The sequence below is a fragment of the Pragia fontium DSM 5563 = ATCC 49100 genome (assembly GCF_900112475.1).
GTDB lineage: Bacteria > Pseudomonadota > Gammaproteobacteria > Enterobacterales > Enterobacteriaceae > Pragia > Pragia fontium.
Genome location: NZ_FOLW01000004.1, coordinates 232,369 through 258,040, shown reverse-complemented (window position 1 = coordinate 258,040; position 25,672 = coordinate 232,369). Strand labels below are relative to the sequence as shown.

Annotated in this window: 26 protein-coding genes and 1 riboswitch; of the genes, 12 read left to right on the top strand and 14 right to left on the bottom strand. The window is 44.2% G+C overall.

Annotation, left to right across the window (positions count from 1 at the left end; genetic code table 11):
* Window positions 1-319 precede the first annotated feature (319 nt).
* The 5 genes from panD to BMZ28_RS08660 all read right to left on the bottom strand — a co-directional run bounded on the left by panD (window position 320) and on the right by BMZ28_RS08660 (window position 3,981).
* The gene (gene panD / locus BMZ28_RS08680; RefSeq protein WP_047781074.1) at window positions 320-712 is read right to left on the bottom strand and encodes an aspartate 1-decarboxylase; all 393 of its coding nucleotides are present in this window, start codon (window positions 710-712) and stop codon (window positions 320-322) included.
* A 9-nt stretch (window positions 713-721) separates the two neighbouring features.
* The gene (panC, locus tag BMZ28_RS08675; protein WP_074822412.1) at window positions 722-1,573 is read right to left on the bottom strand and encodes a pantoate--beta-alanine ligase; all 852 of its coding nucleotides are present in this window, start codon (window positions 1,571-1,573) and stop codon (window positions 722-724) included.
* An 18-nt stretch (window positions 1,574-1,591) separates the two neighbouring features.
* Window positions 1,592-2,431, bottom strand: a complete 840-nt coding sequence (gene panB / locus BMZ28_RS08670) for a 3-methyl-2-oxobutanoate hydroxymethyltransferase (RefSeq protein WP_074822409.1) — start codon at window positions 2,429-2,431, stop codon at window positions 1,592-1,594.
* Entirely contained in the window at window positions 2,431-3,270 is an 840-nt protein-coding gene (locus tag BMZ28_RS08665) for a Rossmann-like and DUF2520 domain-containing protein (RefSeq protein ID WP_074822406.1), read from the bottom strand. The genes panB and BMZ28_RS08665 overlap by 1 nt, the downstream gene beginning before the upstream one ends.
* A gap of 285 nt (window positions 3,271-3,555) precedes the next feature.
* Entirely contained in the window at window positions 3,556-3,981 is a 426-nt protein-coding gene (locus tag BMZ28_RS08660; protein WP_074822401.1) for a pyridoxamine 5'-phosphate oxidase family protein, read from the bottom strand.
* Window positions 3,982-4,103: 122 nt separating this feature from the next.
* On the opposite strand from BMZ28_RS08660, the gene BMZ28_RS08655 reads away from it, so the two are divergent.
* On the top strand, window positions 4,104-5,036 hold the full coding sequence (locus BMZ28_RS08655) for a helix-turn-helix transcriptional regulator (RefSeq protein ID WP_074822398.1): 933 nt from the start codon (window positions 4,104-4,106) through the stop codon (window positions 5,034-5,036).
* Between the two features lie 35 nt (window positions 5,037-5,071).
* Window positions 5,072-5,773, top strand: coding sequence for an alpha/beta hydrolase (locus BMZ28_RS08650; protein WP_074822397.1), 702 nt, complete (start codon window positions 5,072-5,074; stop codon window positions 5,771-5,773).
* A 243-nt stretch (window positions 5,774-6,016) separates the two neighbouring features.
* Here BMZ28_RS08650 and BMZ28_RS08645 read toward each other — a convergent pair whose 3' ends face one another.
* From BMZ28_RS08645 to BMZ28_RS08635, 3 genes are read right to left on the bottom strand one after another with little or no spacing between them, the layout of a single operon-like run.
* Window positions 6,017-7,060 carry an aldo/keto reductase gene (locus BMZ28_RS08645; protein WP_047781080.1) on the bottom strand — a complete coding sequence of 348 codons (1,044 nt, stop codon included), beginning with the start codon at window positions 7,058-7,060 and terminating at the stop codon, window positions 6,017-6,019.
* 25 nt (window positions 7,061-7,085) lie between these two features.
* Window positions 7,086-7,430: a TIGR04076 family protein gene (locus BMZ28_RS08640; RefSeq protein ID WP_047781081.1), complete on the bottom strand. Its 345-nt coding sequence runs from the start codon at window positions 7,428-7,430 to the stop codon at window positions 7,086-7,088.
* Entirely contained in the window at window positions 7,420-8,877 is a 1,458-nt protein-coding gene (locus BMZ28_RS08635) for a Na+/H+ antiporter NhaC family protein (RefSeq protein ID WP_126467598.1), read from the bottom strand. Before BMZ28_RS08635 ends, BMZ28_RS08640 begins: the two co-directional genes overlap by 11 nt.
* A gap of 284 nt (window positions 8,878-9,161) precedes the next feature.
* Here BMZ28_RS08635 and BMZ28_RS08630 point away from each other — a divergent pair, with 284 nt between their 5' ends.
* The 6 genes from BMZ28_RS08630 to mntP all read left to right on the top strand — a co-directional run bounded on the left by BMZ28_RS08630 (window position 9,162) and on the right by mntP (window position 15,000).
* Window positions 9,162-10,283, top strand: coding sequence for a DNA alkylation repair protein (locus BMZ28_RS08630; protein ID WP_074822393.1), 1,122 nt, complete (start codon window positions 9,162-9,164; stop codon window positions 10,281-10,283).
* A 258-nt stretch (window positions 10,284-10,541) separates the two neighbouring features.
* Window positions 10,542-10,640: an ilvB operon leader peptide IvbL gene (gene ivbL, locus BMZ28_RS08625; RefSeq protein WP_071845460.1), complete on the top strand. Its 99-nt coding sequence runs from the start codon at window positions 10,542-10,544 to the stop codon at window positions 10,638-10,640.
* A 114-nt stretch (window positions 10,641-10,754) separates the two neighbouring features.
* Window positions 10,755-12,449: an acetolactate synthase large subunit gene (gene ilvB, locus BMZ28_RS08620; RefSeq protein WP_074822389.1), complete on the top strand. Its 1,695-nt coding sequence runs from the start codon at window positions 10,755-10,757 to the stop codon at window positions 12,447-12,449.
* A 2-nt stretch (window positions 12,450-12,451) separates the two neighbouring features.
* Complete coding sequence (gene ilvN / locus BMZ28_RS08615) at window positions 12,452-12,736, top strand: acetolactate synthase small subunit (protein WP_047781084.1); 285 nt, start codon at window positions 12,452-12,454, stop codon at window positions 12,734-12,736.
* A 176-nt stretch (window positions 12,737-12,912) separates the two neighbouring features.
* On the top strand, window positions 12,913-14,094 hold the full coding sequence (locus tag BMZ28_RS08610) for a sugar efflux transporter (protein ID WP_074822386.1): 1,182 nt from the start codon (window positions 12,913-12,915) through the stop codon (window positions 14,092-14,094).
* 153 nt (window positions 14,095-14,247) lie between these two features.
* Window positions 14,248-14,434, top strand: a riboswitch (yybP-ykoY riboswitch).
* Window positions 14,435-14,439: 5 nt separating this feature from the next.
* The gene (gene mntP, locus BMZ28_RS08605; protein ID WP_047781086.1) at window positions 14,440-15,000 is read left to right on the top strand and encodes a manganese efflux pump MntP; all 561 of its coding nucleotides are present in this window, start codon (window positions 14,440-14,442) and stop codon (window positions 14,998-15,000) included.
* Window positions 15,001-15,053: 53 nt separating this feature from the next.
* On the opposite strand, the gene BMZ28_RS08600 is transcribed toward mntP, so the two are convergent.
* Complete coding sequence (locus BMZ28_RS08600) at window positions 15,054-15,710, bottom strand: TetR/AcrR family transcriptional regulator (RefSeq protein WP_047781087.1); 657 nt, start codon at window positions 15,708-15,710, stop codon at window positions 15,054-15,056.
* 408 nt (window positions 15,711-16,118) lie between these two features.
* On the opposite strand from BMZ28_RS08600, the gene BMZ28_RS08595 reads away from it, so the two are divergent.
* Complete coding sequence (locus BMZ28_RS08595) at window positions 16,119-16,946, top strand: phosphoenolpyruvate hydrolase family protein (protein ID WP_074822383.1); 828 nt, start codon at window positions 16,119-16,121, stop codon at window positions 16,944-16,946.
* A 192-nt stretch (window positions 16,947-17,138) separates the two neighbouring features.
* On the top strand, window positions 17,139-18,776 hold the full coding sequence (gene eptA, locus BMZ28_RS08590) for a phosphoethanolamine transferase EptA (protein ID WP_074822381.1): 1,638 nt from the start codon (window positions 17,139-17,141) through the stop codon (window positions 18,774-18,776).
* A gap of 46 nt (window positions 18,777-18,822) precedes the next feature.
* On the opposite strand, the gene qseC (BMZ28_RS08585) is transcribed toward eptA, so the two are convergent.
* The 4 genes from qseC (BMZ28_RS08585) to qseB all read right to left on the bottom strand — a co-directional run bounded on the left by qseC (BMZ28_RS08585) (window position 18,823) and on the right by qseB (window position 22,926).
* Complete coding sequence (gene qseC, locus BMZ28_RS08585; protein ID WP_074822378.1) at window positions 18,823-20,172, bottom strand: quorum sensing histidine kinase QseC; 1,350 nt, start codon at window positions 20,170-20,172, stop codon at window positions 18,823-18,825.
* Window positions 20,169-20,831 carry a response regulator gene (locus tag BMZ28_RS08580; RefSeq protein WP_074822375.1) on the bottom strand — a complete coding sequence of 221 codons (663 nt, stop codon included), beginning with the start codon at window positions 20,829-20,831 and terminating at the stop codon, window positions 20,169-20,171. Before BMZ28_RS08580 ends, qseC (BMZ28_RS08585) begins: the two co-directional genes overlap by 4 nt.
* Before the next feature lie 83 nt (window positions 20,832-20,914).
* Entirely contained in the window at window positions 20,915-22,267 is a 1,353-nt protein-coding gene (qseC, locus tag BMZ28_RS08575) for a quorum sensing histidine kinase QseC (RefSeq protein WP_074822372.1), read from the bottom strand.
* Window positions 22,264-22,926 (bottom strand): quorum sensing response regulator transcription factor QseB, encoded by a 663-nt coding sequence (gene qseB / locus BMZ28_RS08570; RefSeq protein WP_074822369.1) that lies wholly within the window; start codon window positions 22,924-22,926, stop codon window positions 22,264-22,266. The genes qseC (BMZ28_RS08575) and qseB overlap by 4 nt, the downstream gene beginning before the upstream one ends.
* Window positions 22,927-23,107: 181 nt before the next feature.
* On the opposite strand from qseB, the gene BMZ28_RS08565 reads away from it, so the two are divergent.
* Window positions 23,108-23,515 carry a YgiW/YdeI family stress tolerance OB fold protein gene (locus BMZ28_RS08565; RefSeq protein ID WP_047781094.1) on the top strand — a complete coding sequence of 136 codons (408 nt, stop codon included), beginning with the start codon at window positions 23,108-23,110 and terminating at the stop codon, window positions 23,513-23,515.
* Window positions 23,516-23,741: 226 nt separating this feature from the next.
* On the top strand, window positions 23,742-24,356 hold the full coding sequence (locus BMZ28_RS08560; protein WP_047781095.1) for a LysE family transporter: 615 nt from the start codon (window positions 23,742-23,744) through the stop codon (window positions 24,354-24,356).
* A gap of 136 nt (window positions 24,357-24,492) precedes the next feature.
* Here the strand turns inward: BMZ28_RS08560 and rnd are convergent, their stop codons facing one another.
* Entirely contained in the window at window positions 24,493-25,629 is a 1,137-nt protein-coding gene (rnd, locus tag BMZ28_RS08555; protein ID WP_074822366.1) for a ribonuclease D, read from the bottom strand.
* Between the last annotated feature and the right edge of the window lie 43 nt (window positions 25,630-25,672).

Below are 25,672 nucleotides of genomic sequence, written 5' to 3'. Positions count from 1 at the left end.
AGAAAAATCTTATTAACTCCTTTTAATACATGAATATTTCATCCGTATGACTATATTGAGTTTGGCAGATTTTAATCATTATTCAAAAAGCGTTAGTCTGTGGCTAATGTCAGGCAACTAACCTTAATTGATATTCCTAATAAAATACCGAGTTGACCATGTTGACCAAACAGTTGGCTGAACGGATAGAAAAGCTAACCATCCAAATACATAAGAAGGAACATCCTGATAAATAAAAGGTTAGATAGATACTACGTTAACAATACGGTGGTGCTATCCACCACAATAAAAAGCGGATAGCACTCACGGTGGCGCGGATTTAAGCCATATCCTCAAGGCGACCATGTGTCTCATAGCGAGAAATACGACTCACGCTATTATCATCATCCACAAAAACCACTTTAGGCTGATGTTGCTGCGCCTCTTCCGCCGTTAGCTGGGCATAGCACATGATGATCACTTTATCACCCACCTGAACATGCCGAGCCGCTGCGCCGTTCAGGCAGATCAAACCGCTGCCCCTCTCTCCGCAAATGGTATAGGTTTCAAACCGGCTTCCGTTGTTGATATTAACAATCTGCACCTTTTCATATTCTAAAATACCTGCCGCATCCAGAAGATCGCGGTCGATCGTGATACTACCAATATAATCCAGCTCAGCCTGTATTACGGTTGCACGGTGGATTTTGCTTTTTAGCATTGTTAATTCCATGACAACCTCTTAATGTATATCCACAATAAAATTATCAATTAATCGGGTATTACCAATGTAAACCGCGATGGCACACAATATCGATTGATGAATTTGCTCAATCGGTCTTAACGTCTCAGCATCCACGATGGTGATATAGTCAACACGCGCCAGCGGCTGCTGTGTAATGATTGATTGCATTGATGAGGTTATCTTTTGGCAATTTCTTTCGCCCCGTTGTACCAACTGTTGACCTAACGAAATAGCCTGAGACAAGCAAAGCGCTGCCTGTCGCTGCTCAGCATTCAGATAGCTATTACGCGAGCTTTTGGCTAAACCGTCCGCTTCTCTCACAATAGGACAACCAATCACCTGAACATCAATATTTAAATCCCGCACCATACGGCGTATCACCGCCAACTGTTGTGCATCTTTCTGCCCAAAATAGGCTTTGTCAGGTTGAACAATATTAAATAGCTTACTCACTACCGTACAAACGCCCCGGAAATGCGCCGGACGACTGCGTCCACACAGTTCTTCTGTTAACCCGGTCATATCAACGAAGCTACAAAAATCTTCAGCATAGATTTCACTGGCATCAGGATGAAAAATCAGATCAACCCCTGCCTGCTGACAAAGTTGCTGGTCTTTATCAATATCTCTCGGATAACTGGCCAGATCCTCATTTGGGCCAAATTGCATGGGGTTAACAAAGATTGACACCACAACCTTATGATTATCTGCTTTTGCCGCAGACATCAAACTTTGGTGTCCCTCATGTAAATAGCCCATCGTTGGAACGAAACCAACCTGATATCCAGCCTTTTTCCACGCTTTAACCGTATCTCTGACTTCACTAATGGTTTTTACTATCTGGACCAAAACGTTGCTCCTATTGTGCTAAGCATATTCCCGCTGTAGTTTTTCAATAACTGCATCATCAATGTGAAAAGTATGTTCTATTGCTGGAAACGCTTGCTCTTTGGTTTCCTGAATATACTGCTGAAAACCGCCTTTCATTCGTTCACCAATATTAACAAACTGTTTGGCAAACTTTGGCGCAACACCGTCATACATGCCAAGCATATCCTGATAAACTAATACCTGCCCATCGCAGCCCGCACCCGCACCGATACCGATAGTCGGAATAACCAGTAGCTGTGAAATCAGCGAGGCCAGCGTTGCCGGTACACACTCTAATACCACTGCAAATGCACCGGCTTTTTCAACGGCCAAAGCCGACTGAATAATCTTGCGGGCTGCCGCTTCATCACGCCCCTGGACTTTGAACCCGCCAAAAGCATTCACCGACTGAGGCGTTAATCCCAAATGCCCCATAACAGGAATGGCAGCCTGAGTTATGGCTTTAATTTGTGCACAGACTTCTTCCCCGCCTTCTAGCTTAACCGCATGAGCACGTCCTTCTTTTATCAGACGCCCTGCGTTAGATAACGCTTCCTGAACGGAAACCTGATAAGACATAAAGGGCAAATCCGTTATGATCATTGCCCGCTGTGCCCCTCTGGCAACCGCTTTACTATGATGAATCATATCTTCCATGGTCACGGAAAGGGTATCTGGATAACCCAGCATGACCATACCAAGTGAATCACCAACTAAAATTGCCTCAATACCCGACTCATCCATCAGTTTGGCGGTCGAATAGTCATAGGCGGTTAACATAGTGATTTTATTCAGACTATTTTTTTGCTGTTGCATTGTCACAACGGTATTTCTCACTATTTTAACTCCGTTTCTATTAAGGAATAATCTCTGTCCGGATGCTTCTCTTGCGCTACACTCAGCAATGACCGTGACAGCGTCACGTAGATTTCACGTTGTTTATCGTTTAAACAAGCGAGATGTTTGCGAATAGTGTTAATGTCCCCGCGTTCTAATGGGCCAGTTAACGCTTTTGACACACCTGAGTGGCAAATGTTCTCTACATTACCAAGAAATAATGCATTCCATGCCTTCTCAGAAAACTGCGCATCAAAACCACATTGCGCAAAAAGATCCGACCCCGTTTTGGCTAACGCAATCACCAAATTGCTGACCATCACTGAAGCCGCATGATACAACGCTTTATTCTCTGCCTTCATGATTCTGACTGAATTACCCAAGGAAGCAATAAGCATCGTGATTTGACTGATATGAGCATCACAACCTTCAACGGTAAAGTAAGCTTCTGAAAACATTTGGAATGAGGTGTCTTTGTCATGGATAGCATAAATAGGATGAACAGAATATCCATAGGCTCCATAGTATTGCAGGTCAGCAAATATATCTGCGGAAAGCGCCCCGCTGCAATGGCATATATTTTTCCCGCTAATGGGATAATGTTTTATCTCATCCCATACTTGAACGATATTCGTATCCGGCACGGTTAAAAACAGCGTATCGCAAGCAGCGATCAACGTTTCAGCATCCTTGAAATAGTTAGTTTGCGTAAACGCAGCCGCCTCTCTGGCATCATCAATATGTTGGCTATAGTAACCTACAACGTTGACGCCTTTAGACGTGAAGTATTTACCTAAGGTAAACCCCACTTTACCCGCACCAATAAAACCTATTCTCAAAGCAACCTCTCATCCTGAATGCGTATGAGAAATAAGATAGCTGCTATTCATCATTTCTAACAGCCGAACAACGCAATAACGATGCTATAAGCAAGCTTGTATTCAAAATGTTGCGGAAAGAGATGAAATACTTGCGCTTTAAGAGTGAATTAATGAATGAAATTCTACTTTATAACAAAAAAAGGGATAGTAATTATCCCTTTATTAATATGAGTGCTCCCGTCCTGAATAGCATTTTTTATTATTCACATTTAACGCTAACAGTAACGCACCAATCATTAACCATCAGGCAACCGTCACGCTACCGGATGTCATATGATCGATAGTCACTTGGGCTTGTTCAAAGCGAACTTCGTACAGATCCAACTCACTTCCCGCCTGTTCAATAATTTCCTGATAGCTTGGGATTTTACTGACAAACCCTTCTTGCAGGTCATACAGTGATAAATCACTTTTATGCACGGTGGCGTTATGAACCCTGACGTGCTGGGTATCCCCAATGGGAATTGTCGTTATCGCTACACGGTTATTGTGTACAAACTCTTGCGTTTTCGGGTTATTTTTAAAGCTAGAAAAATAAATAACACCGCGATTATCCGGATGATAGTAGAAATTAACAATCCGCACATTTGGCTGATTATCAACACAGCTTGCTAATGCCATATCCGTTTGTTGCTGCATAATGCTATGAAAACTCGCTAAAAAATCCATATTCCCATCCTGATTAACTTAACGGCTGACTATCAGCCAGTTTCCGAATTTGAGTATGGCATGCTAACCTTGACATCAGTATGTCAGGGTTTGATTCGATGAAATAAATTAAGGCGAATGAAGTGAAAATAGATCGATTAATTTCCATCATCATGGTGTTGCTGGAGCGTGAAAAAATCAGCGCAACGCTACTGGCTGAGATGTTTGAAGTTACCCCCAGAACGATCTATCGAGATATTGAAACCATTGCACAAGCAGGTATTCCGGTGGTGTCTTACCCGGGAGTTAACGGCGGTATCAGTATTATGGAAAAATATAAAGTCGATAAAAAGCTGTTTACCCAAGGTGATATCGCCACGCTATTAATGGGGTTGGGTAGCATCTCCCCCACGTTATCCTCCAAAGAATTGGTCGGTACGCTGGCAAAAGTCAAAAGTCTAATTCCGGAAAAGCTGTATCGGGATATCGAAATTAAATCTAATCAAATATCTATCGATCTGACAACCTGGTCAGGCAATCGCCACTTACAACCTAATCTGGAAATTATTAAACAAGCGTTGAATGAAAGCCGCAGCTTATCCTTTCACTACTCAGACAGTAATGGATCAGCGACTTGCAGAAGCATTGAGCCCTATCAATTAGTGTTAAAGCAAGGACATTGGTATATACAGGGATATTGCTTTATCAGACAGGCTTTCCGGCTGTTTAAGCTCTACCGTATGTCGCAGTTAACGCTTTTAGATGAGCACTTTATTCCACGAGAATTCAATTCCGCCCCGTTAAATTGTTCAGAATGGATCGATCCGCGATTAATTGATATTACCTTATTAATTGATGCGTCCTTAAGAGAGCGAATAGCTGAACATTGTGGCGAGGAAAACATTCAACCAACCGATAGTAATAAACTGATGGTGCGCTTCCCATTTGTTGCGGATGAACAGGGATATAATATTTTACTTAGCTTCGGCAATAAGTGTGAGTGTTTGGCACCGGAACCTGTACGTAGAGAGTTAATTCAGCGGGTTCAGGAATTGCTTGCCATCTATCAATCATAAGATGATTAAAGCATTAAAAGGGGTGGATTATCAGGATGAGAAAAGAATATTTAAAAATCGAACAAATACCAGCGGTATTATGGGGGCCTTCGGCTGAAAAACTGGTTATTGCTATTCATGGAAATATGTCGAATAAGACAGATAGGTCTATTGAATTATTTGCAAGACATGCTATTCAAAATGGATATCAAGTTTTGAGTTTTGACTTACCTGAACATGGAGATCGGAAAGATGAAGATACTTTATGTAAGATTGATATTTGCGTCAGTGAATTAAATCTCATCATGGAATATGCGAGAGCTTATTCTAAACGCATTAGCTTATTCGCTATCAGCATGGGCGTTTATTTTAGCTTATCTGCCTATCAAGATATGGCTTTAGAAAAGGCATGGTTTCTTTCTCCGATAATCGACATGCAACGCATGATTGAGAATATGATGTCATGGTTTAACATAACACCTGAACAGCTCAAGCAGGAAGAAAGCATTGTAACACCAATAGGAGCAACCCTATACTGGGACTATTATTGTTATGTTAAAACATATCCTATTGTTAAATGGAATGTGTCCACCGAAATCTTATATGGCAGTCAAGATGACATATGCGAAAAGGATTGCTTGCTATCTTTTGTACATAAATATGCATGTAATCTGGAGATAAAAGATGCAGAACATTACTTTCATACGCCAGACCAATTAAATATATTAAATACTTGGCTGGTTAAAACAATTCAATGATTTGATCAGGCGAGAGATAAAGACTTCAAAGATGCAGTTCCGGCAGAGCGATCTTTAATATTAAAAAATAAAAATATTTAGAAATAGGTCTCCACTATCAACACTTCTGGGGTCAATTATGCCGGTGCTTTATCTCGTGACGTTTTCATGAGATCCCCCAAAATTGGATTATCATCTCCAACTTTGGGGGCAGTTCAGAAAGCAGCCATGACCGCTTTAAGTCATACGAACAATAGATCATCACTATTCGTCGTTGAGATTCATCTTCATAATATTACGGTGCTTATTGCCCTCTTCGCGCTCCAGCTCAAACGGTTCGCCAGCGGGGATACTATGTCGATCTAAAAATTCATCAATCCGTTGGATGTCTTCCGCCAACAATTGCGTAGAAAAGACCGTTTCATTAGATTGGATATGACGCTCACTGCGTGTACCAACAATCGCAGCAGCCACCGCCGGTTTATTTAATACGTAGTGCACCGCCACATTCGACAGTGAGCAGCCCCGTTGTTCACCGATCTGCTTCATCAACAATAGCAATTGCTGGTAACCTTCCCAGCCAACGGAATCCTCAATCACCAAACGATATTTCACCAGAGAACGGTTTTCCAGTTTCTCAGGTGCGGCTTTTCCTAACCAGGCTTCGGATAAAAAACCGCCTGCCAGTGAGCCGTAACACAATAGTTTGACGTTATTACGCAGGCAAAAATCCACCATGGCACGTTCCGGGCGACGATCCAGAACAGAATACTGGGTTTGGTTACTCACCAGCGGATAGCCTGCATCAATCAGCTGCTGTAAATGAAGTGTATCAAAGTTGGTGGTGCCCAAATTATCAATCAGCCCTTTTTCCTGCAAACGAACCAAATGACCAGCAATATCCATACATCCCGGAATGTTGTAATCCCACCAGTGGAACTGAACCAAATCCAGACGCTCTTTATTTAATCGTTTCAGGCTGCGGGTAATAATCCGCTCCACATAGTGATAGTCTACCTGATCCAGCATTGACAGATCTGGAACAAACTTAGTGTGAACCCGGATATCATCCTTACCGCTGCTTTTTCTACGCGCCAGAATAAACTGACCAATCAGCTCTTCTACGCCAGTATAGATATCAGCGCAGTCAAAGGTGTTAAATCCACGATCGGCCAACTGATGAAAGGCCTGAAGTACCGGGTCAACGTCTAACGTTCCCTGAAGCTTATGCCCTTCAGATAACTGCCAGCCACCGTTGATAATACGGCATATGGGATAGTCAGGCGTCAGTTGTATTTGCTTATCCATTGTTTATTCCCTCTGTGTAAACAGATTATTTCTCATCCTGATTGAGCGGAACTACCGTACAATCGCTGTGATTAAACGTTCGAATGCCAGTACGCGTAATTTTAAACAGCGCACCGCAGTATGGGTCGGGGCAGGCAATGAGTGAATCGGTTGTCATCCAATCATGGGCATGGGTCATGCGCTGCTTCGCAGGCAACAACGGTAACAATGCCGCCATGGAATAAAGAGAAAAACGCCCACCTTCTGGAAAAATCAGGTTTTCGCCCTCGACATTAAATCCTTGCCCGGTATGGTGAGAGCAGACATAAGGTTTATCACCTGGCACCACTTCTACGCGTAAATCATAAAGTTCAAAGCTATCATTGGCCATTCGCTTTCTCCGCCTCTTCCTCGGTTGGCATTACGGTATCCAGCGTTTTCAGCGCGCTCCGATCTTTACCTTCGAAACGGCGTCCCCACCCGGTAATAATGCTACCGCTAAAAACAATAAACAGCGCCCACGGATAAAACGCACTGGTTAACAGAGTAAACGGCGTAATCATGTCGCCCGCAGTTTGGTTTTTCACGGCGATCATCACCACAAAAACAAAGGCGCTAAACGGTAAAATAACCGGGATACTGTTGGCCATCGCACTCATAATATGTGAACGACGGAACGGATGCAGTCCGGCACTTTTGCCAATTTTATCACCGATTGGTCCAAACAAAATTAGCGCAGCGCTGGTGACACCAGCAAATACCGTTGAGCAAACAAAAGAGCCGGTAGCCAGAATAACTTCAGCCCGACGCGGGCTTAATTTCTTATCACCCTGCAACAGTTTATTGGTCATGGCCGCAATGGCACCGCTCTTTTCCAGCAGACCAATAACGGCAAACAAGGACAGGCAAAGCATAATCGTCCCTGACATGCTATTCACGCCGTCATAGAGGATGCCCACCAGATGTCCGTCATTCACCGCAAGAATCTGTTCCATCCCCAGTCGCCCGGTGAATAAACCCAGCAAAATGCCGGAAATAATACCGGTGATTAATGCCAGGAAAATATTTTTAGAATAGATAGCCACTGCCACCAGAATAATAACCGGTATCAGCATCACCAATCCATTAGCTGAAGCATTCTCCATCAGTACCGTATTGATGGTACCGCCGCCGCCAAACAGCATATAAAAAGGAATAGCCAATGCACCGGCCAATAACGCATAAGGACTACGTGACACCACGACCCCACCCACTTCAGCCGTTTCACCATTTTGGTAAGTTTGCGTACTGGCTGAAATGACGGTGACATCGGAAACCGGTGCCAGATTATCGCCAAAAATAGCGCCGCTAAGAATCGCCCCGGCCAACATAGCCGGATCGCCGCCCAACTGAACGCCTGCGGCAAAAAACACCGGTACCGCGGCAAAAATAGTCCCTATCGATGTACCCGTTGCCGTAGCGATGATGGCCGTTGCAATAAAGGTAAACGTGCAGAACAGCGCTCCGGTAATCCCAGTTTGAGAACCTAACCAGACAAAGCCACTGGCAATGCCCCCGGTTTTCATCATTGAGGAGAAAATACCAGCCAACACCAAGATACACACCAAAATACCGGTCAGTGGTGTTGCGATACCCGCAATAGCACCGTTCCAATAATCTACTGAGTTCTTAGCCAGAAAAGAACCAATAATCACGCCTAAGAAACCGCCCATTGCCAGGCCGGTCATGTCGAATGCTTTCTGAAAGATAAACAGATACACGGCAACAATAAGAAATATGACCGCCGGCACTAATACCATTAACGGGCCGCCATAAAATTGAATCCTTGATGAAGACAAGTGAAACTCCAAAAAACCTAAATAGGATATGTGTCTCTACAATACCCGTGAACTAGTACAACATTCAAGTATCAACGTTTGAAAATTTAACCGGGTGTCTATCCGTTTTATTCTTTTTACTGCATAGCGTTCGTTCTCATGTGGTGGGGAAAGAATTTCCTCTTGGTCGTAACCTTACGCTTCAGAATATATGGATGCAAAAAATGAATAAAATATGAGATTTAGATATAACAGTATGATATTAATAAATATCTCTATAGCGTAATCATTAAAGAGCGAGATCTATGGCAAAGGCTGAAACTGGACACAAAAAGTATTACAACAGTGAATGTGCGCAAATTATCGCTGAGATGATTAATCCATTACATCAAATTGATACGAATGATTACGCCTCAAAAGTGCAGACGAAAATTGGCCCATTAGAACTTAAAGATAGGGTCTATGTACTTGCAGATGAATTACGTAAACAGCTACCACAGGACTATCCTACCGCTATCAATATCATTGTTGATTCGTTGGGCGATGAATTAGCTGAAGATGCCGGGATGTTTAACGAAGGCTGGTATCTGATGCCTATCGCACGATTCGTTGAGGAGTTTGGATTAAGCTTTCCTGAGGCTTCTTTATCTGCGCTGGCAGAGATTACTAAGCGGCATACTGCCGAATATGCAGTTCGTCCATTTATTCAACAACATTATGAATACACTATGGGGACTCTTGGTGAGTGGGCAAGAAGTTCAAATTTTCATTTAAGACGTGCAGCATCAGAGGGAATTCGTCCTCGTTTACCTTGGGCACCTAAGCTCCAATGTTTTATTGATGATCCAAAGCCTGTTTTAGCGATTCTGGAAATATTACGCTCAGATCCTAGTGATTACGTCCGAAAATCAGTAGGGAATAATCTTAATGATATTTCAAAAGACTGGCCGGATTTAATCATTGAAACGCTAGAACGTTGGAAGTCTGAAAGCTCAACCCCTGAAACAACTCAAATTATCAAGAGAGCATTAAGAAGCCTGATTAAAGCGGGCAATCAAAAGGCCTTAACACTAATTGGGGCAACTGGCGGTGAGATTATAGAAGTCTCACATTTTGATATCACGCCAAAAGAGATTCAGCTTGGTGAATCAATCAAGATGGAAGTGGCTATGATAAATCCGGATACGGCTCATCATGATTTAACAGTTGAATATATTATTCATCATGTTCGTCATAATGGTCGAACGATTCCAAAAGCATTTCGCTTAGCATCACTGAAATTAAATGCTCATGAGACTAAACATATTAGCAAGACTCATGCTGTTAAAGCCGTAGGTGTCAGAGCCTATTATGCCGGGCATCATCGCGTTGATATTGTCGTTAATGGACAGCTTAAAGCCTCATCGGCGTTTGAATTGAAGATATGACCAGTTTATGTCCACGTCAGCGTAGCTCTGGGCAATGAGGCACCTCCGTAAAAGATAAACCCTGTTGGTCAGTTGCTATCCTATGTGGCTTATTTGTCATATTTCCCCAATTTATTCGTTCACAACGCCATTCATATAGTGACAAATCTCTCATTTTTTATTCTTTCTTAACGTTCTATCGATAAATCTATTGTCCTACCTTTTGAGCTGTGCTTTTATAAATGCACTTTAAATTTTACTGATTGATAAGGTTACCCTGTGATCCCAGCTCAATTCACTTCGACTCTTCTCTTTACCGCGCAACCTGCTGCGGTAGTCGTCGTGCGTGTGGTGGTGGTCGTCGGCAGTGCGCCGTAACGGGTCCGAATCAACGCATTGATTTCAAAAACCCCGCCGGCGCAAACCGAGCGGGGTTTCTCTTTTCTAGACGCCCTGCTCCGAGTGTACCGGCTTAATGAAAGGATATAAGCTATGGTTTCTTTGGGCATGCCTCAACACCCCACCCGCATGACGGGCGCTGAATTAATTGTTTATTTGCTGGAGCGTCAAGGTATTACCACCGTCGCCGGTATACCCGGAGGCGCAGCGTTACCATTGTATGATGCACTCAGTCAAAGCAGCATTATTCACCATGTTTTGGCTCGCCATGAGCAAGGTGCAGGCTTTATGGCTCAAGGTATGGCCAGAACCAGCGGGAAAGCAGCAGTCTGTATTGCCTCTAGCGGCCCTGGGGCAACTAATCTGGTTACCGCGATTGCCGATGCTAAGCTGGATTCCATTCCGCTAGTTTGTATTACCGGACAAGTTTCTTCCGGCATGATCGGGACTGATGCTTTTCAGGAAGTTGATACTTACGGTATTTCTATTCCTATCACCAAGCACAACTACTTAGTGCGCGATATTAACGACCTGCCCAACGTTATTTGTGAGGCTTTTCGTATTGCTGAATCTGGCCGTCCGGGCCCGGTGTGGGTTGATATTCCCAAAGATATTCAAACCGCTACCATTGAGCTATCAGCATTACCGCCTATGCCGGTAATGGATAGCGCCCCACTGTTTGATATCAACCAAATTAAACAGGCCGCCGATATGATTAATCAGGCCAAGCGTCCGGTGCTGTATTTAGGTGGCGGTATTATTTGTGCCAACGCCCATGAATCAGCGCTGGCGCTGGCGGAACGCGCTAATTTACCAACAACGATGACGCTTATGGCTTTAGGTACGGTACCAACCAGCCATCCATTATCTTTAGGGATGTTGGGGATGCACGCCGCACGCAGTACCAATCTTATCCTACAGGAAGCCGATCTACTCATCGTCATCGGCGCTCGCTTTGACGATCGAGCCATTGGTAAAGCTGAACAGTTTTGTCCAAACGCCAGTATTATTCATGTTGATATTGACCGTGCAGAACTGAGTAAAATCAGGCAGCCGCATATCGCGATCCATGCCGATGCAGGTCAGGTTTTACAGCAATTGTTGCCGCAGATAGAGCAGCAGCCTCGTACCGCATGGTTAAATGTGGTCAATAACATCAAACAACAGCATCCATTTAATATGCCTGATGCCGATAATCCGTTAAGCCATTATGGTTTGGTATTAGCCGCAGCGCGCTGCGTCGATAAAGATGCGATTATCACCACCGATGTTGGTCAACATCAGATGTGGGTTGCCCAAGCTTATCCGCTGTGCCGACCGCGCCAGTGGTTAACGTCTGGCGGTTTAGGCACCATGGGATTTGGCTTACCCGCAGCCATTGGCGCGGCGTTAGCGGAACCAACACGCAAAGTGCTGTGTTTCTCGGGTGATGGCAGTTTGATGATGAACATTCAAGAAATGGCCACCGCGGTAGAACACAATCTGGATATTAAAATCATCTTGATGAACAATCAGGCTCTGGGCTTGGTTCATCAGCAACAAACCCTGTTCTATCAGCAACGTATTTTTGCCGCGGCTTATCCCTATCAAACGGACTTTGTCAAAATCGCCGCTGGGTTTGGTTTGGATACTTGCGATCTCAATACCGAATCCGATCCAGAGAAAGCCTTGGCAGCCGCCATTAATCGCCCTGGACCTTGTTTAATTCATGCCTTAATTGACGTTAACCAGAAAGTATTCCCAATGGTACCGCCGGGTGCCGCTAATATCGAAATGATTGGAGCTTAACCATGACACAACAAAATCACTCTATTGCTTTAGAGCTCACTGTCTGTAATCACCCCGGCGTAATGTCACACATCTGTGGCTTGTTTGCTCGCAGGGCATTCAACGTCGAAGGCATCCTGTGTCTACCCATGAAAGAGAGCAACCAGAGCCGAATATGGTTATTGGTACAAAACGATCAACGCCTGCCCCAAATGGTCAGTCAGGTAGAAAAGCTGGAGGACGTACAGCAGGTCAAATACAGCCAAAACCTACAGATATTTGAGCAGCTCGAACAGTTTATTCAATAACGTTGGCGACCAAACCACGTCTGATTTATAGACAGACGTGGTTTGGTGATTCGCTTTACTCCGTATCATCTATCTATTTGTTATCAATAAGTTAAAAGATAATTCGCCTTTTTATTCGACAGTAAAGCGCGTATCATCCGCTACAACCCCTTATTCTGTTGAAATTTCATTCAATTATGAAGAGTTTTACCACATCACTCAGGCAAATGACTGACCTTACGTCATTAGCTTTTCTCTTGATTGCCTTCCTTACCGGGATTGCCGGTGCATTGCAAACCCCAACGCTCAGCCTGTTTTTGACCACTGAAGTGCACACCAGACCTATTCTGGTTGGCCTGTTTTTTACCGGCAGTGCAGTGATTGGCATTATTATTAGTCAGATTATCGCCAGCTATTCTGACCGCGCTGGCGATCGCAAAATATTGATCGTGATATGCTGCCTGTTTGGGGCATTGGGTAGTGTACTTTATGCTTTTAATCGAGATTACTTTCTGCTGCTAACGGTGGGGGTTTTGCTCTCAACATTTGGCTCAACCGCGACACCTCAATTGTTTGCGCTGGCCAGAGAACACGCTGACCGAACCAATCGTGAAGTAGTGATGTTCAGTTCAATACTGCGCGCTCAAATTTCACTGGCTTGGGTTATTGGCCCACCTTTAGCTTTTGCGCTGGCATTAGGATTTGGTTTTAAAACCATGTATCTCTCCGCCGCAATAGCGTTTGTTTTTTGTTCAGTGATTGTTTGGTATGCCCTGCCTTCTATGCCAAAAGAAAAGCGAGCCGGCAACGTTCGCCTTCAAGCCCCTCGTCAAAACAGGCGTGATACGCTGCTATTGTTTATCGTCAGCGCCTTGATGTGGACTTGTAATAGTATGTACATCATCAATATGCCGCTCTATCTAATTACAGAATTACAGCTGTCAGAAAAGCTGGTGGGTATTATGATGGGAACCGCTGCCGGGCTAGAAATTCCAGTGATGATTATCGCTGGTTATTATGCCCAGCGATTCGGTAAACATAAGCTAATGAAAAACGCCATTCTTGCCGGTCTGCTGTTTTATATTGCGTTATTCTTTTTCACCTCTCCATGGATATTATTGTTATTACAAATACTTAATGCCATTTTTATCGGTATTCTTGCCGGGATCGGTATGCTCTACTTTCAAGATCTGATGCCAGGTCAGGCCGGTGCGGCAACGACTCTGTTTACCAATACAATACGGGTAGGTTGGATTATCGCCGGCTCGCTGGCCGGTACCGTGGCAGAAATATGGAATTTTCACACGGTGTTCTATATTGCGGCGGTGATGTGTCTGGTCGCCATTTTCTGTCTGCAAGGTATTAAACCGACGAAATAAAGCCTGTATGACGATATTTCTTCCGTCATTCCGGTAAAAACCGCAATGCTCAGCCGTAACCCCGCTCCTCAAATGAAAATAATAATCATTTAATGAGAATATTTATTAATAAGTGTTTCCTTCTTGGTGAAGCAGGCACCTAATGTTAAGATCCCGCCCGTCATTGGGGAGTAGCCGGTTTTTGTTCATCCAACAAAAGCGCCTGTATCAACATGCTCGCTTGAATTACCTAAAATTCAGCGTGGTGCAGGCAACCGTCAGGTAGGCGAGACCATAGACATGGTGGGCACTCTGTAGGTTTAGAGGTGCCTTGCATGTATATGTTGCTCAGCCGGAGACTTTCCCATGAACCTTTCTGCCACACTTATTCTTGCCTTTGGTATGTCTATGGATGCGTTTGCCGCATCCGTTGGTAAAGGCGCTATCTTACATAAACCCCGATTTCGCGAAGCTTTTCGTACCGGATTAATTTTCGGTTGTATTGAAGCGATCACGCCGCTGATTGGCTGGGGAATAGGTTTAGTTGCTGGTCAGTACATTACCGAATGGGATCACTGGGTTGCTTTTACCCTGCTCTTTATTCTTGGTTGCCGGATGATTGTTGAAGGCAGTAAAAAACCGGACGAGCATATAGTAAAAATTCGCCGTCACTCCTTTTGGGTTTTGGTTACCACGGCCATAGCCACCAGCCTGGACGCGATGGCCGTAGGCGTTGGATTAGCCTTATTGCAAGTTGATATTATTCATACCGCCATGGCTATCGGCCTGGCGACCATGATTATGGCAACGCTGGGCATGATGCTAGGCCGTTTTATTGGCCCTATCTTGGGTAAACGTGCAGAAATTATCGGTGGTCTGATCCTGATTGGTATTGGGGTTAATATCCTGTTTGAACATCTGAGCTAACTTCTGCTGATATCAGTTCCCCGCAGCATGACGCTGCGGGTCAGAGACTAAACCTATTTTTTCGCGTCAGTCCGAGCCTGATTAAGAATGGCCTTTGCCATCCATTGGGTCACTGACTGTACATTATCGTTATCAAGCTGCCAGATATCCTTTAACACCATAAATACTTCAGAACCATAAATGATAGATAACGCATGGTTTACTTTCTCCACTAGCTCTGAAGGAAGCTCTTCACGTAACGGCTCCGTCACCAGAGATAAAATCTGTTTGCGGTGCCCCCTAACCAGTTTCTCTTTCACTTCAGTTACTTCGGTTTTCACCTCAGCCTGACTTGCAATCAAACGTTCGTCAGCCCACTGCTGGAGCGATAATAGTAGTGCTGCACGTAATGCTCCCTCATGCTGTAACATCTTCGGATAGGCAAACTTAAGTAACTCCTCTACCCTATCCTCAGCTTTAGTATGTTCCGGACGCCATAAGATAATCGGTTTAAGGCACTCATCGACTACCGCAGAAATCAAATCGCTTTGCGTCGGGAAATACCGATAAGCCGTTGCCCGTGAGACCTGAGCTTCAATAGCCAATTCGCTGACTGATGGAAATGCGCCTTCTTCAAACATTTTTAGAGCCAACTTAATTAAGAGATTATATTTTCTCCTCTTTAAATGCGTTAGCGTGTTGACGTCATTAATTGGTTCAACTGGTTCCATTCACAAGCCCTTCTTATCTCAGCTTAGTAATAAAAATAGAGTATCCAAAGAATATCTTAATTCAATAAGTTAGATCAGACTCTTTCCGACCAACATTTACTTTAGCAAGCTCACAGTCCAAATCTGTAAAATGCGATGTAGCTAACAGACTCCACCATCAATCGAACCTATAATGAAACTCGAGTCTCATTATGGTTGTTATATATGCATAGAAGAGAGTGGTTACCAAATCAACTCACCAAAAGAGACTTAACAGTAGCTTTAATCTTGAATTGAAGCGAATAACGCCCGAATTATAGTCGCTGGTTATCTAAAACGACAAACGGCGACGAATGAATATATTAGGCATTTTCAGTCCATAACGTGACTGAATTAAGAAAAATATTTAAACAAACTGGGAGAGATCTGATGTCAACACAACGTAAACAGTTACTGGAAAAATTTCATGCCATGATAGCCCGCGGAGAGCCAATTATCGGTGGTGGAGCCGGTACTGGCTTATCGGCAAAATGTGAGGAAAGCGGCGGCATTGATTTAATTGTGATTTACAACTCAGGCCGCTATCGCATGGCGGGTCGAGGATCTTTAGCCGGTCTGTTAGCCTATGGTAATGCCAACGAAATCGTGATGGATATGGCGAAAGAAGTATTACCCGTGGTGAAGCATACGCCAGTTCTGGCTGGTGTAAACGGTACTGATCCTTTCTGCCAATTTGATAAATTTCTTGATGATATTGCTGCCGTCGGTTTTTCCGGCGTACAAAACTTTCCAACCGTTGGCCTGATTGACGGCAACTTCCGAGCGAATCTGGAAGAAACTGGTATGGGCTATGCTCTGGAAGTGGATATGATCCGAATGGCTCATGAAAAAGACCTGTTGACTACCCCTTACGTGTTCAGTGAACAAGACGCGATTGATATGACCAAAGTGGGTGCCGACATTATCGTTCCCCATATGGGACTCACTACCGGCGGCAACATCGGAGCCGAAACGGCGTTAACCTTAGCCGACTGTGTGCCTTTGATTAATAGCTGGGCTAAAGCGGCTAAATCTATTCGCAACGATGTGATTGTCCTATGTCACGGCGGGCCGATTGCCAGTCCGGAAGATGCAGAATATATCTTACAGCATTGCCCTGACTGTAATGGTTTCTATGGAGCAAGCTCTATGGAACGTTTACCGACGGAAGTGGCGCTAACCGAAACCACTAAACAGTTTAAATCTATCAAACGTTAATCTCATCGTTCAGGCCGCTTAACCATTAAGTGGCCTGACTATGCTTTTCCACCACCTCTTCTGCCGTTTTTCTGGCGAATACTATCCTTTGCTCATCTATTACACTGCGTTTCCTGAGCTTAATAATTAATTAAGGATTAAGTGATTAACTACGTTCACTGATTTATTGAACACCTTGATTAATATCTGGCTATGAAAAAAACGTTCCGACTGCAATGTAGTGATATTTTATTTATTATCAGCGTAGCGCTGTTTATTACCGTCATTCAAAATACCCGTTTCTTTGCCCATGTCTGGAATATTGTTAATATTAACTCGTTCCACAGTTTCATGTTCTCCGCTTCCATGCCAGTGCTGCTGTTTTGTTGCCTGAATATCATCTTCACGCTATTGCTGCTGCCCTATATTCGTAAGCCAGTGGCCATCGTTTTGATTTTAACTGGCGCCGCAATTAACTACTTTATGTATAGCTTTAATACCGTTATTGACCAAAACATGACCCAGAATGCATTAGAAACCAATGCCCATGAAGCACTGGATCTGCTTTCATTCAAAATGGTTATCTGGTTTACCCTGTTAGGTATTATTCCTTCAATCGCCGTGGCACTCACTAAAATTAAAACGACCAAAAGTATCTGGCATTTTGTTTGGTTAAAAGGGGTCAATATTATTGTTTCGACTTTGATAATTATTCTGATCGCACTGTTTTTTTATAAGGATTACGCCCCCTTTTTCCGTAATAACAAAGATATCGTCAAAATGCTAACCCCGTCTAATATGGTTGGTAGCCTGATCAATAACGTGGCTAGCTACTTTGATGCGCGTAAGCCTTTTGTACAAATTGGCCTGGATGCCCATAAAGGCCCACTGTTGGCTCAACAACCAAAGAAAACGTTGGTGATATTAGTCTTGGGGGAAACCGCCAGAGCCGAGAGTTTCTCTCTTGGTGGCTATGACAAAAATACCAACCCAATGCTATCTAAGCGTAACGACATTATCTATTTCGATAACGTTAGTTCTTGCGGTACGGAAACGGCTGTCTCCGTTCCCTGCATGTTTTCCAATATGACCCGAAAAGAGTACAGTGCCTCACAGGCCAAGCACACGGAAAACCTATTGGATATTCTGGCCAGAGCCAAAATTAATGTGTTGTGGAGAGATAACGACGGCGGATGTAAAGGCGTCTGCAATCGCGTTCCCTCAGAAGATGTGACCACATTTAAACTACCGCAATACTGTCAGGATGGTGCCTGTCTGGATGAAATCTTGCTGCATAAGCTGGATGACTATATTAACCAGTTAGATAATGATGGCATCATTGTCTTGCACCAAATGGGTAGCCACGGCCCAAGCTATCATCAGCGCTATAGCAAAGAGTACCGCCACTTTATCCCTACCTGCGATACCAACGATATTCAGGATTGCGATACCACATCATTGCGCAATACCTATGACAATACTCTGCTCTATACCGATGCTGTATTGGATAAAACTATCTCCCTGCTACAAAAACACCATGACCGATTCAATACAGCGATGCTTTACCTGTCCGATCACGGTGAATCTTTGGGAGAGAACGGGCTATATTTGCACGGTGCGCCTTATGCCCTTGCACCTAGTCAGCAGACCCATGTGCCGATGCTGCTATGGACATCATCTGACTATCGGCGCTCACAAAAGCTGGATGCAAATTGTCTGGCTAAAGAAGCAAAACAAAATCAATTTAGCCAAGACAACCTTTTTCACTCTTTACTGGGCACATTTAATATTCAAACTGGTGAATATCAGGCTCCACTTGATATGTTTAAATCATGTCGTCAAAACAGCTAGCCTACATTGAGGGGATAGCATGAAGACTATCCCCTCAACAATCTACCTAGAAGATAATTCTGGCAACAAAACCGCCGTTTTCACCATGATTAAAACGAATGCTTAAATTATGAAGTTCAGCGATTTGCCTGACGATAGACAGTCCCAAACCGCTGCCGGTCTTAACTTGCCCTGGTGGTCGATAGAAACGTTCACCTAAACGCGCTAACTGTTCATCCGTCACCCCAGGTCCATTGTCTTCAACGGTGAGTTCTTTATCCGTTAATGTGACCCTTACGCAACCGCCTTCCTGCGTATAATAAAGTGCATTATCCACCAAATTCCGAATCAACAACGAGAGTAATACCGGATTACCTTCACTGGTATTGGGCATACCCTGATAGTTCATTTGCAGATCCATACCCTTTTCTTTTGCGGTATCAAAAAACGAAGGCTGCATTTCCTGTAGCAACATTTGCCAGTCAATATCTTCCCGATCGGGAATGATTGCATGAGCATCGAGACGCGATAGAGTTAAGAGCTGATCGACCAGCCGAGAAGCCCGATCGATACCCACGGTAAGATTATTCAGCGCCTTTTTTTGTGCTTCCGGTTTATTAGCGGTTAACAGGGCAACTTCCGTCTGAACTCGCAATGCAGTTAACGGTGTACGCAGTTCATGAGCCGCATCAGACACAAAACGACGTTCACGTTTTAATAGCTCTCCGGTACGGCGAAACAGCGCATTCAGCGCGTCAACAAAGGGACGCACTTCTATCGGTAATTGAGCTTCTTTAATTGGCGTATCATCATCAGGTTCCCTGTTCTTTAAGTCATCTGACACACGTTTTAGCGGCGCTAATTCCCGACCAATCATCAGCATAATCACAATCAGCATAATGGGCATAATGATTCCCCACGGCGTGACCTGATGATCGAGCAGAATAAGCTTAGCCAACCGCGTGCGGTAAGCATTTTTCTGTCCAACTGCGATGATAAAGCGCTGATCCTGAGACTTAAGCCATAAAACCCGCCATTCCGGGGTTTCAACAAATTTAGGCTCATTCCCCAATTTTAACTCTGCCGGAGAATAGGTAAAAGCCGCGATATCTTCACGGTCTCCTAGCAATTTCTTGCCATCGACGCTGCTATAAATAGCGTAGGTAAGCGCATCTTGCGCTTTAGTGAACCGATTAGTTTTAAATGATGTGTTATCGTTTTGCGGCTTGATATGCAGTAAATCATCCAGACTTGAACGCTCTAAGCGCTGGGCAAACAGAATTTGCTCAGCGTCATACATTGCTCTAATACGTTGCCGAACTTTAATATAACCAATCGCTGATGAAATGACCCATGCTAACAAAATCAGCAGGGTAAAAATGACGGTAAGTCGGGTGCGAAGACTCAAGTTTCTCATCGTTCATCGCCTAATGCATAGCCGATGCCATAAATGGTACGAATCAATTCCTTCCCCAGTTTATGTCTGAGATTATGAATATGTACTTCTACCGTATTACTGCTGACGTCATCACTCCATGAATAGAGTTTTTCTTGAATAAAGGTTTTATTCAAAACGCGATTCTGACTGAGTAAAAATAATTCCAGCAGCTTCAGCTCTCGCGAGGTTAACACTACCGTTTCGCCACCTTTAGTCACGGTATAATTGGCCGTATCCAGTACAAGATCTTTATACTTAATCACCGAACTATGATGTCCATGACGTCGTCGAATCAAAGCCTGAAGCCGAACTGCCACTTCTTCTAAAGCAAAAGGTTTGCACAAGTAGTCATCGGCACCAAACTGAATACCATTTATACGCTCTTTTAATGCATCTCTCGCCGTTAAAATAAGAACCGGCGTATCTATTTTCTGTTGCCGCCAATGCTTAATAATATTCAGGCCATCAACATGCGGCAGGCTTAAATCCAGAATAACCGCATCATATGGCGCAGAGTTTATTGCTTGTTGTCCCAATAAACCATCGGTAAACCAGTCAACGGTAAACCCCAACTCGGTCAAACCAACATGAATACCATCTCCGATTAACTCATCGTCTTCAACCAGCAATAGCCTCATGTGAGCCCCCTTTAACAATTAGTCGCATTAACTGCGTCAGTTTAGTCATAAAAATGGAAATGACTCTATTAATCATATGAATATTAGTGCCAGTTCACTCTTACTTCAAAACCGCCTTTTAAGCGATTATTAAAACTGACGCTCATTCCATGTAAATTAGCAATGCGCTGAACAATGGACAGGCCAAGGCCACTTCCGGTTTTTTCCTGTCCTGGTGGCCGGAAAAAACGTTTGCCAATACGTTGAATAAATTCATCACTAACGCCCGGGCCATCATCTTCTACGCTAAAACTACTTTGCCTTAATATCACACTAACATTACCGCCGGTATGGGCATAACGAATGGCATTATCCAGCAAATTCCTGATCAGTACGGAAAGCAATAACTGGTGACCTCGAATCGGCCGCGGCGTTTGTAGAACTTCCAGACTAATCTCGATATTTTCTGCCCGAGCTTTGTAGTAAATATCGGCAATTCCGGTTTGTAATAGCGCCAGCCAGTCAATCTTATGCTGCTCATCAAGCTGCGATAGTGATTCCAGACGAGAAAGCGTCAACAGTTGATCGACCACCCGCGTAGAGCGATCGATACCGTCAATCAGATTACCCAGCGCCCGATTGCGTAACGCTTCATCATCACCGGCTAACTGAACTACTTCAGTCTGAACTTTTAACGCCGCCAGTGGACTACGCAATTCATGCGCCGCATCTGAAGTAAAACGGCGCTCCCTCGTCAGCATTGAACCAATACGCGCAAACAGATGATTTAACGCTTCAACCATTGGGCGGACTTCACTGGGAATCTGTTGGATATCCAGCGCCGATTCATCATCAGGCTTTCTTTGATTAAGCTGTTCGGCAATTTTACGTAACGGTAATAGCTCTCTGGCTATCAACCAACTCATGAGCAACATCATAATCGGCAGCGCGATCAACCACGGCATCAGCTGGGAAATCACAATATCTTTCGCCATATCCTGTCGGTAATCCCACTCCTGACCAACGGCAATAATGTGATTTTTATCTGCTGATTGAAGCCAGACAATACGCCAGAGATCGTCACTGTCCTGAATGGCACTATCAACAAAACCATCTTGATGATAATTAAAAATAAACTTTCTGCCGTTATCACCATCGTTGAGAACCATAGTTCCTTGCGGTGTAAAAATGGCAAAGGCCAAAGCATCGTCGTCTTGCTTTCCCCGATTGTGGCGCACTAGCTTTTTAGTCTTCGGTAATTGTTCCGTAATGGTTTGCGACATATCCGGGTGTAATACCGACAATCGTTTGGCAAATACCATCTGTTGGGTATCAAACAGTTCATTGATATTTTTACTGGTTTGTAGCCATGCAATAAAGCTTGCTACTCCCCATGTCACCACAGCCAAGACACTAAACATCAGAATGAGACGAGTTTTGAGGTTGAGAAATTTCATTTTATTTCTCCCAACGTATAACCCACACCGTGGACGGTACGAATAAAATCATTTCCCAGTTTGCGGCGCAGATGATGGATATGAACCTCTAATGCATTGCTGGAGACTTCCTCATCCCAGTTATACAGTTTTTCTTCTATCAACGGCCGCGGTAAAACCCGTCCAACGTTATGTAAAAATAGTTCCAGTATCGCCAGCTCTTTAGGCTTCAATAAAACCGCTTCACCGTGGCTCGTCACCGTCATGGTTGCGGGTTCCAACGTTACATGCCCATAGGTTAGCTTCGGCATTAGCCGACCGTGGCGACGACGAATTAAAGCCTGTAATCGAGCCGCAACCTCCGCCAACGCAAAAGGTTTACACAGATAATCATCCGCTCCCTGTTGGAGCCCAGCGACCCGTTGTTCCAGCGCATCGCGAGCGGTCAGGATTAGCACCGGTTCATCATGACCACTTTTACGCCAGTCGCGCAGAATATCCATGCCATCCATTCCCGGTAAGGAGAGATCGAGCACAATGGCATCATAAGGCGCCGATGCGATCGCCTGCCGTCCGGTCTTGCCGTCAGTAAACCAGTCGACGCTGAACCCCATTTTGGTCAGACCTGCTTTAATACCATCACCGATCAGTCTGTCATCTTCAATTAACAGAATGCGCATTGTTTTCGTCTCCCCTTATTTATGCGCTAACTTTTACCGCATAAATCTGACCGTGGCTATGTCTGAAAGCGCATTATGAAATATATTTTTTAATTCTCACCCTTTTAAGATCCTGTTAAGAACCTTATGTTTTAATACCTAACGAACAGATGAAACCATTCATTATTTAAGGGAGATTCCAATGAACAAATTATCTATGTTAGCTTTAGTTGCCGCGTTAGCCAGTACCTCTGCTGTTGCCCAAAACGGCGGTTTCAGCGGCCCCGGCGCTGTCGCACCAGAAACCACGACCACAACCACCCAAAGCGGTGGATTCTCTGGCCCCAATACGAGCGAAACCACCGTTGATAAAGCGCTTAAAATGAGTGATGACAGTTGGGTGACATTGCGCGGGAACATCGAGCAACAGGTGGGCAAAAAACGCTATCTATTCCGTGATGAAACCGGAACCATCAATATTGAGGTAGATCGTAAGCGCTGGAACGGAATTACCGTTACGCCGAAAGACAAGGTTGAAATTCAGGGCGAAATCGATAAAGACTGGAGTTCAATTGAAGTTGATGTAAAAAAGATCGTTAAAGTTAACTAAATCATTGGCTAATACCACCAGTTTATAACTCGATGTAGCCTGATTCATTACCCCCGTCATCCTGGTGAAAACCGGGATGACGGTTTGAGCTAACAGGTGAACGCTTGGCCTGAAGGCTGACACCGGATTTGTGCGACCTACTTTATTATTTAACCCTTTGCGTTTAAGTAAAGCTCTGACATTATCAAATGCTTACCGTTGCCATTATGGATAAATTGGAGTTTGTATGCTGGAGACATCTCTCTTTGTTGCCACTATCGCCACTTTGGGTATGTTATCCCCGGGCCCGGATTTCTTTTTAATCGTTAAAAACGCGGCTCGTTATCCTCGTTCTGTCGCCATGTTTACAGCCCTGGGGGTTATCCTTGCGGTAGCTACGCATATGTCCTACTGCGTAGCCGGACTGGCGGTGGTGATTACGGCGACACCGTGGTTATTCAACATCTTAAAATATGCTGGTGCCGCCTATCTCATCTGGATTGGCTTTCAAGCGCTGTTGGCGAAGGGAGGCAGTAAAATGGATGTCACCCATGTCTCTCAGCAACAAACCAGCTATAGAAATGCTTTTATACAGGGTTATCTATGTAATCTGCTCAATCCAAAAGCCACCCTATTTTTCCTTTCTGTTTTTACTCAGGTGTTAAACATCGACTCCAGCACCGGCGAGAAAATGTGGTATGCCTTTATTATTTGGATTCTGTCTGCTATCTGGTGGCCTGCTCTGGTATTTCTGATTCAAAGCGCACCGGTAAGACGCGGTCTGGCTAAGATGCAAAAGTCCGTTGATAAAGTTCTGGGGGTTGTATTGATAGGCCTGGGAATAAAAGTAGCCTTAGGGTAAACGAGATATTTGGTTGGTAAACGCTCTTTCAAATCAGTATTTAAAAATATCCCGGCCGTAATGAATATGGATAAAACACCATGATTAAATACGACCGGGAAGATGCAAACTTAACAACCGCGACTGTCTGATTTAATTACATAAACGGTTTAGCTTCCTGCTCCAATAAAGCCTTCAGACGCTCCCCCATTAACTCTCCACGCCAACCCTGAAGTAATTCAGCGGTTTCATTAGACGAGCCTTGCTGCCAATAGAGTTTAAGCACCTGATTAATCTGACGGCGAGAGGCCAGCAACTCTACGTTGAGACCACTTTCTGCTGAAACCGTTTGAATCAGAGATTTAATGTCTTTAAACAGCTTTTTGTATCCGGGATGATCGACAATACGCAATATCTTCGGCGGGAAGTCATCTTCAGCCACCGACAGGGCTTCCGTCACTAATCGCAACAGTGTACGACCGTGGAATCGAATTTCTGGTCCGCTTAATCCTAAAGGCTCTAGTTCTGCCAACGAGGTGGGTAAATAACGAGCCACTTGCCATAAGTTCTCTTCTCTAACCACAAAGTTTACTGCCATATCCCGTTCACGGGCATAATTTAAGCGCCAGGCGGCTAACAACTTTAAACAGGCTAACTGACGGCCATTAAGCTGCCAGCCATTATTCACATCTAAATAAGCTTGCTCGGGAGTGACAACGTCACTACGACGTTTGCTCATCATCACACATTCGTTTTGCGCCGCGGTTAACCACTGCAACTGTTCGGTTTCTTTCAGGATAACATCGGCAATCGGCAGCAAATAATAGACATCGGCAGCGGCATAAACACACTGTTTCTCCGTCAGCGGGCGCGCCAGCCAATCGGTTCTTGATTCACTTTTATCCAATTCAACATGCAAATATTCCGCCACCAGGGTGGCAAATCCTGTCGACAAAGATCGCTGGTTAAACGCCGCCAGTATCTGAGTATCGATTAATGGCTGAGGCAGAATGCCAAATTCATGTAAAAACACTTCTAAATCTTCACTACAGGCATGCAGTAACTTAATTACATTGGGATTAATTAGCAGTGCGGTAAACGGCGACCAATCGTTGATATTAAGCGGGTCAATCAGGGTGACCTGCTCTCCATCATAAAGCTGAATTAAGCCAAGCTGCGGGTAATAAGTACGGGTACGGACAAATTCGGTATCCAGGGCAATCCGTGAGGCCTGAGCAGCACGTTCACAAACAAGCTTTAACTGGTCATCTGTTGTTATCAGTTGATAATCCAAAACGATATCTCTTTTTTATTAATTTCAGACACAATGGCACCGG

What these genes read in the sequence shown, in the direction of transcription:
- BMZ28_RS08610 (WP_074822386.1), top strand. Translation starts at nt 12,913, where the DNA reads ATGAAGAGTTTTACCACATCACTCAGGCAAATGACTGACCTTACGTCA.
- BMZ28_RS08630 (WP_074822393.1), top strand. Translation starts at nt 9,162, where the DNA reads ATGGCAAAGGCTGAAACTGGACACAAAAAGTATTACAACAGTGAATGT.
- BMZ28_RS08565 (WP_047781094.1), top strand. Translation starts at nt 23,108, where the DNA reads ATGAACAAATTATCTATGTTAGCTTTAGTTGCCGCGTTAGCCAGTACC.
- ilvB (WP_074822389.1), top strand. Translation starts at nt 10,755, where the DNA reads ATGGTTTCTTTGGGCATGCCTCAACACCCCACCCGCATGACGGGCGCT.
- panD (WP_047781074.1), bottom strand. Translation starts at nt 712, where the DNA reads ATGGAATTAACAATGCTAAAAAGCAAAATCCACCGTGCAACCGTAATA.
- ilvN (WP_047781084.1), top strand. Translation starts at nt 12,452, where the DNA reads ATGACACAACAAAATCACTCTATTGCTTTAGAGCTCACTGTCTGTAAT.
- BMZ28_RS08640 (WP_047781081.1), bottom strand. Translation starts at nt 7,430, where the DNA reads ATGGCCAATGATAGCTTTGAACTTTATGATTTACGCGTAGAAGTGGTG.
- BMZ28_RS08600 (WP_047781087.1), bottom strand. Translation starts at nt 15,710, where the DNA reads ATGGAACCAGTTGAACCAATTAATGACGTCAACACGCTAACGCATTTA.
- qseB (WP_074822369.1), bottom strand. Translation starts at nt 22,926, where the DNA reads ATGCGCATTCTGTTAATTGAAGATGACAGACTGATCGGTGATGGTATT.
- qseC (WP_074822378.1), bottom strand. Translation starts at nt 20,172, where the DNA reads ATGAGAAACTTGAGTCTTCGCACCCGACTTACCGTCATTTTTACCCTG.
- BMZ28_RS08595 (WP_074822383.1), top strand. Translation starts at nt 16,119, where the DNA reads ATGTCAACACAACGTAAACAGTTACTGGAAAAATTTCATGCCATGATA.
- qseC (WP_074822372.1), bottom strand. Translation starts at nt 22,267, where the DNA reads ATGAAATTTCTCAACCTCAAAACTCGTCTCATTCTGATGTTTAGTGTC.
- BMZ28_RS08580 (WP_074822375.1), bottom strand. Translation starts at nt 20,831, where the DNA reads ATGAGGCTATTGCTGGTTGAAGACGATGAGTTAATCGGAGATGGTATT.
- eptA (WP_074822381.1), top strand. Translation starts at nt 17,139, where the DNA reads ATGAAAAAAACGTTCCGACTGCAATGTAGTGATATTTTATTTATTATC.
- BMZ28_RS08650 (WP_074822397.1), top strand. Translation starts at nt 5,072, where the DNA reads ATGAGAAAAGAATATTTAAAAATCGAACAAATACCAGCGGTATTATGG.
- BMZ28_RS08560 (WP_047781095.1), top strand. Translation starts at nt 23,742, where the DNA reads ATGCTGGAGACATCTCTCTTTGTTGCCACTATCGCCACTTTGGGTATG.
- BMZ28_RS08660 (WP_074822401.1), bottom strand. Translation starts at nt 3,981, where the DNA reads ATGGATTTTTTAGCGAGTTTTCATAGCATTATGCAGCAACAAACGGAT.
- mntP (WP_047781086.1), top strand. Translation starts at nt 14,440, where the DNA reads ATGAACCTTTCTGCCACACTTATTCTTGCCTTTGGTATGTCTATGGAT.
- BMZ28_RS08645 (WP_047781080.1), bottom strand. Translation starts at nt 7,060, where the DNA reads ATGGATAAGCAAATACAACTGACGCCTGACTATCCCATATGCCGTATT.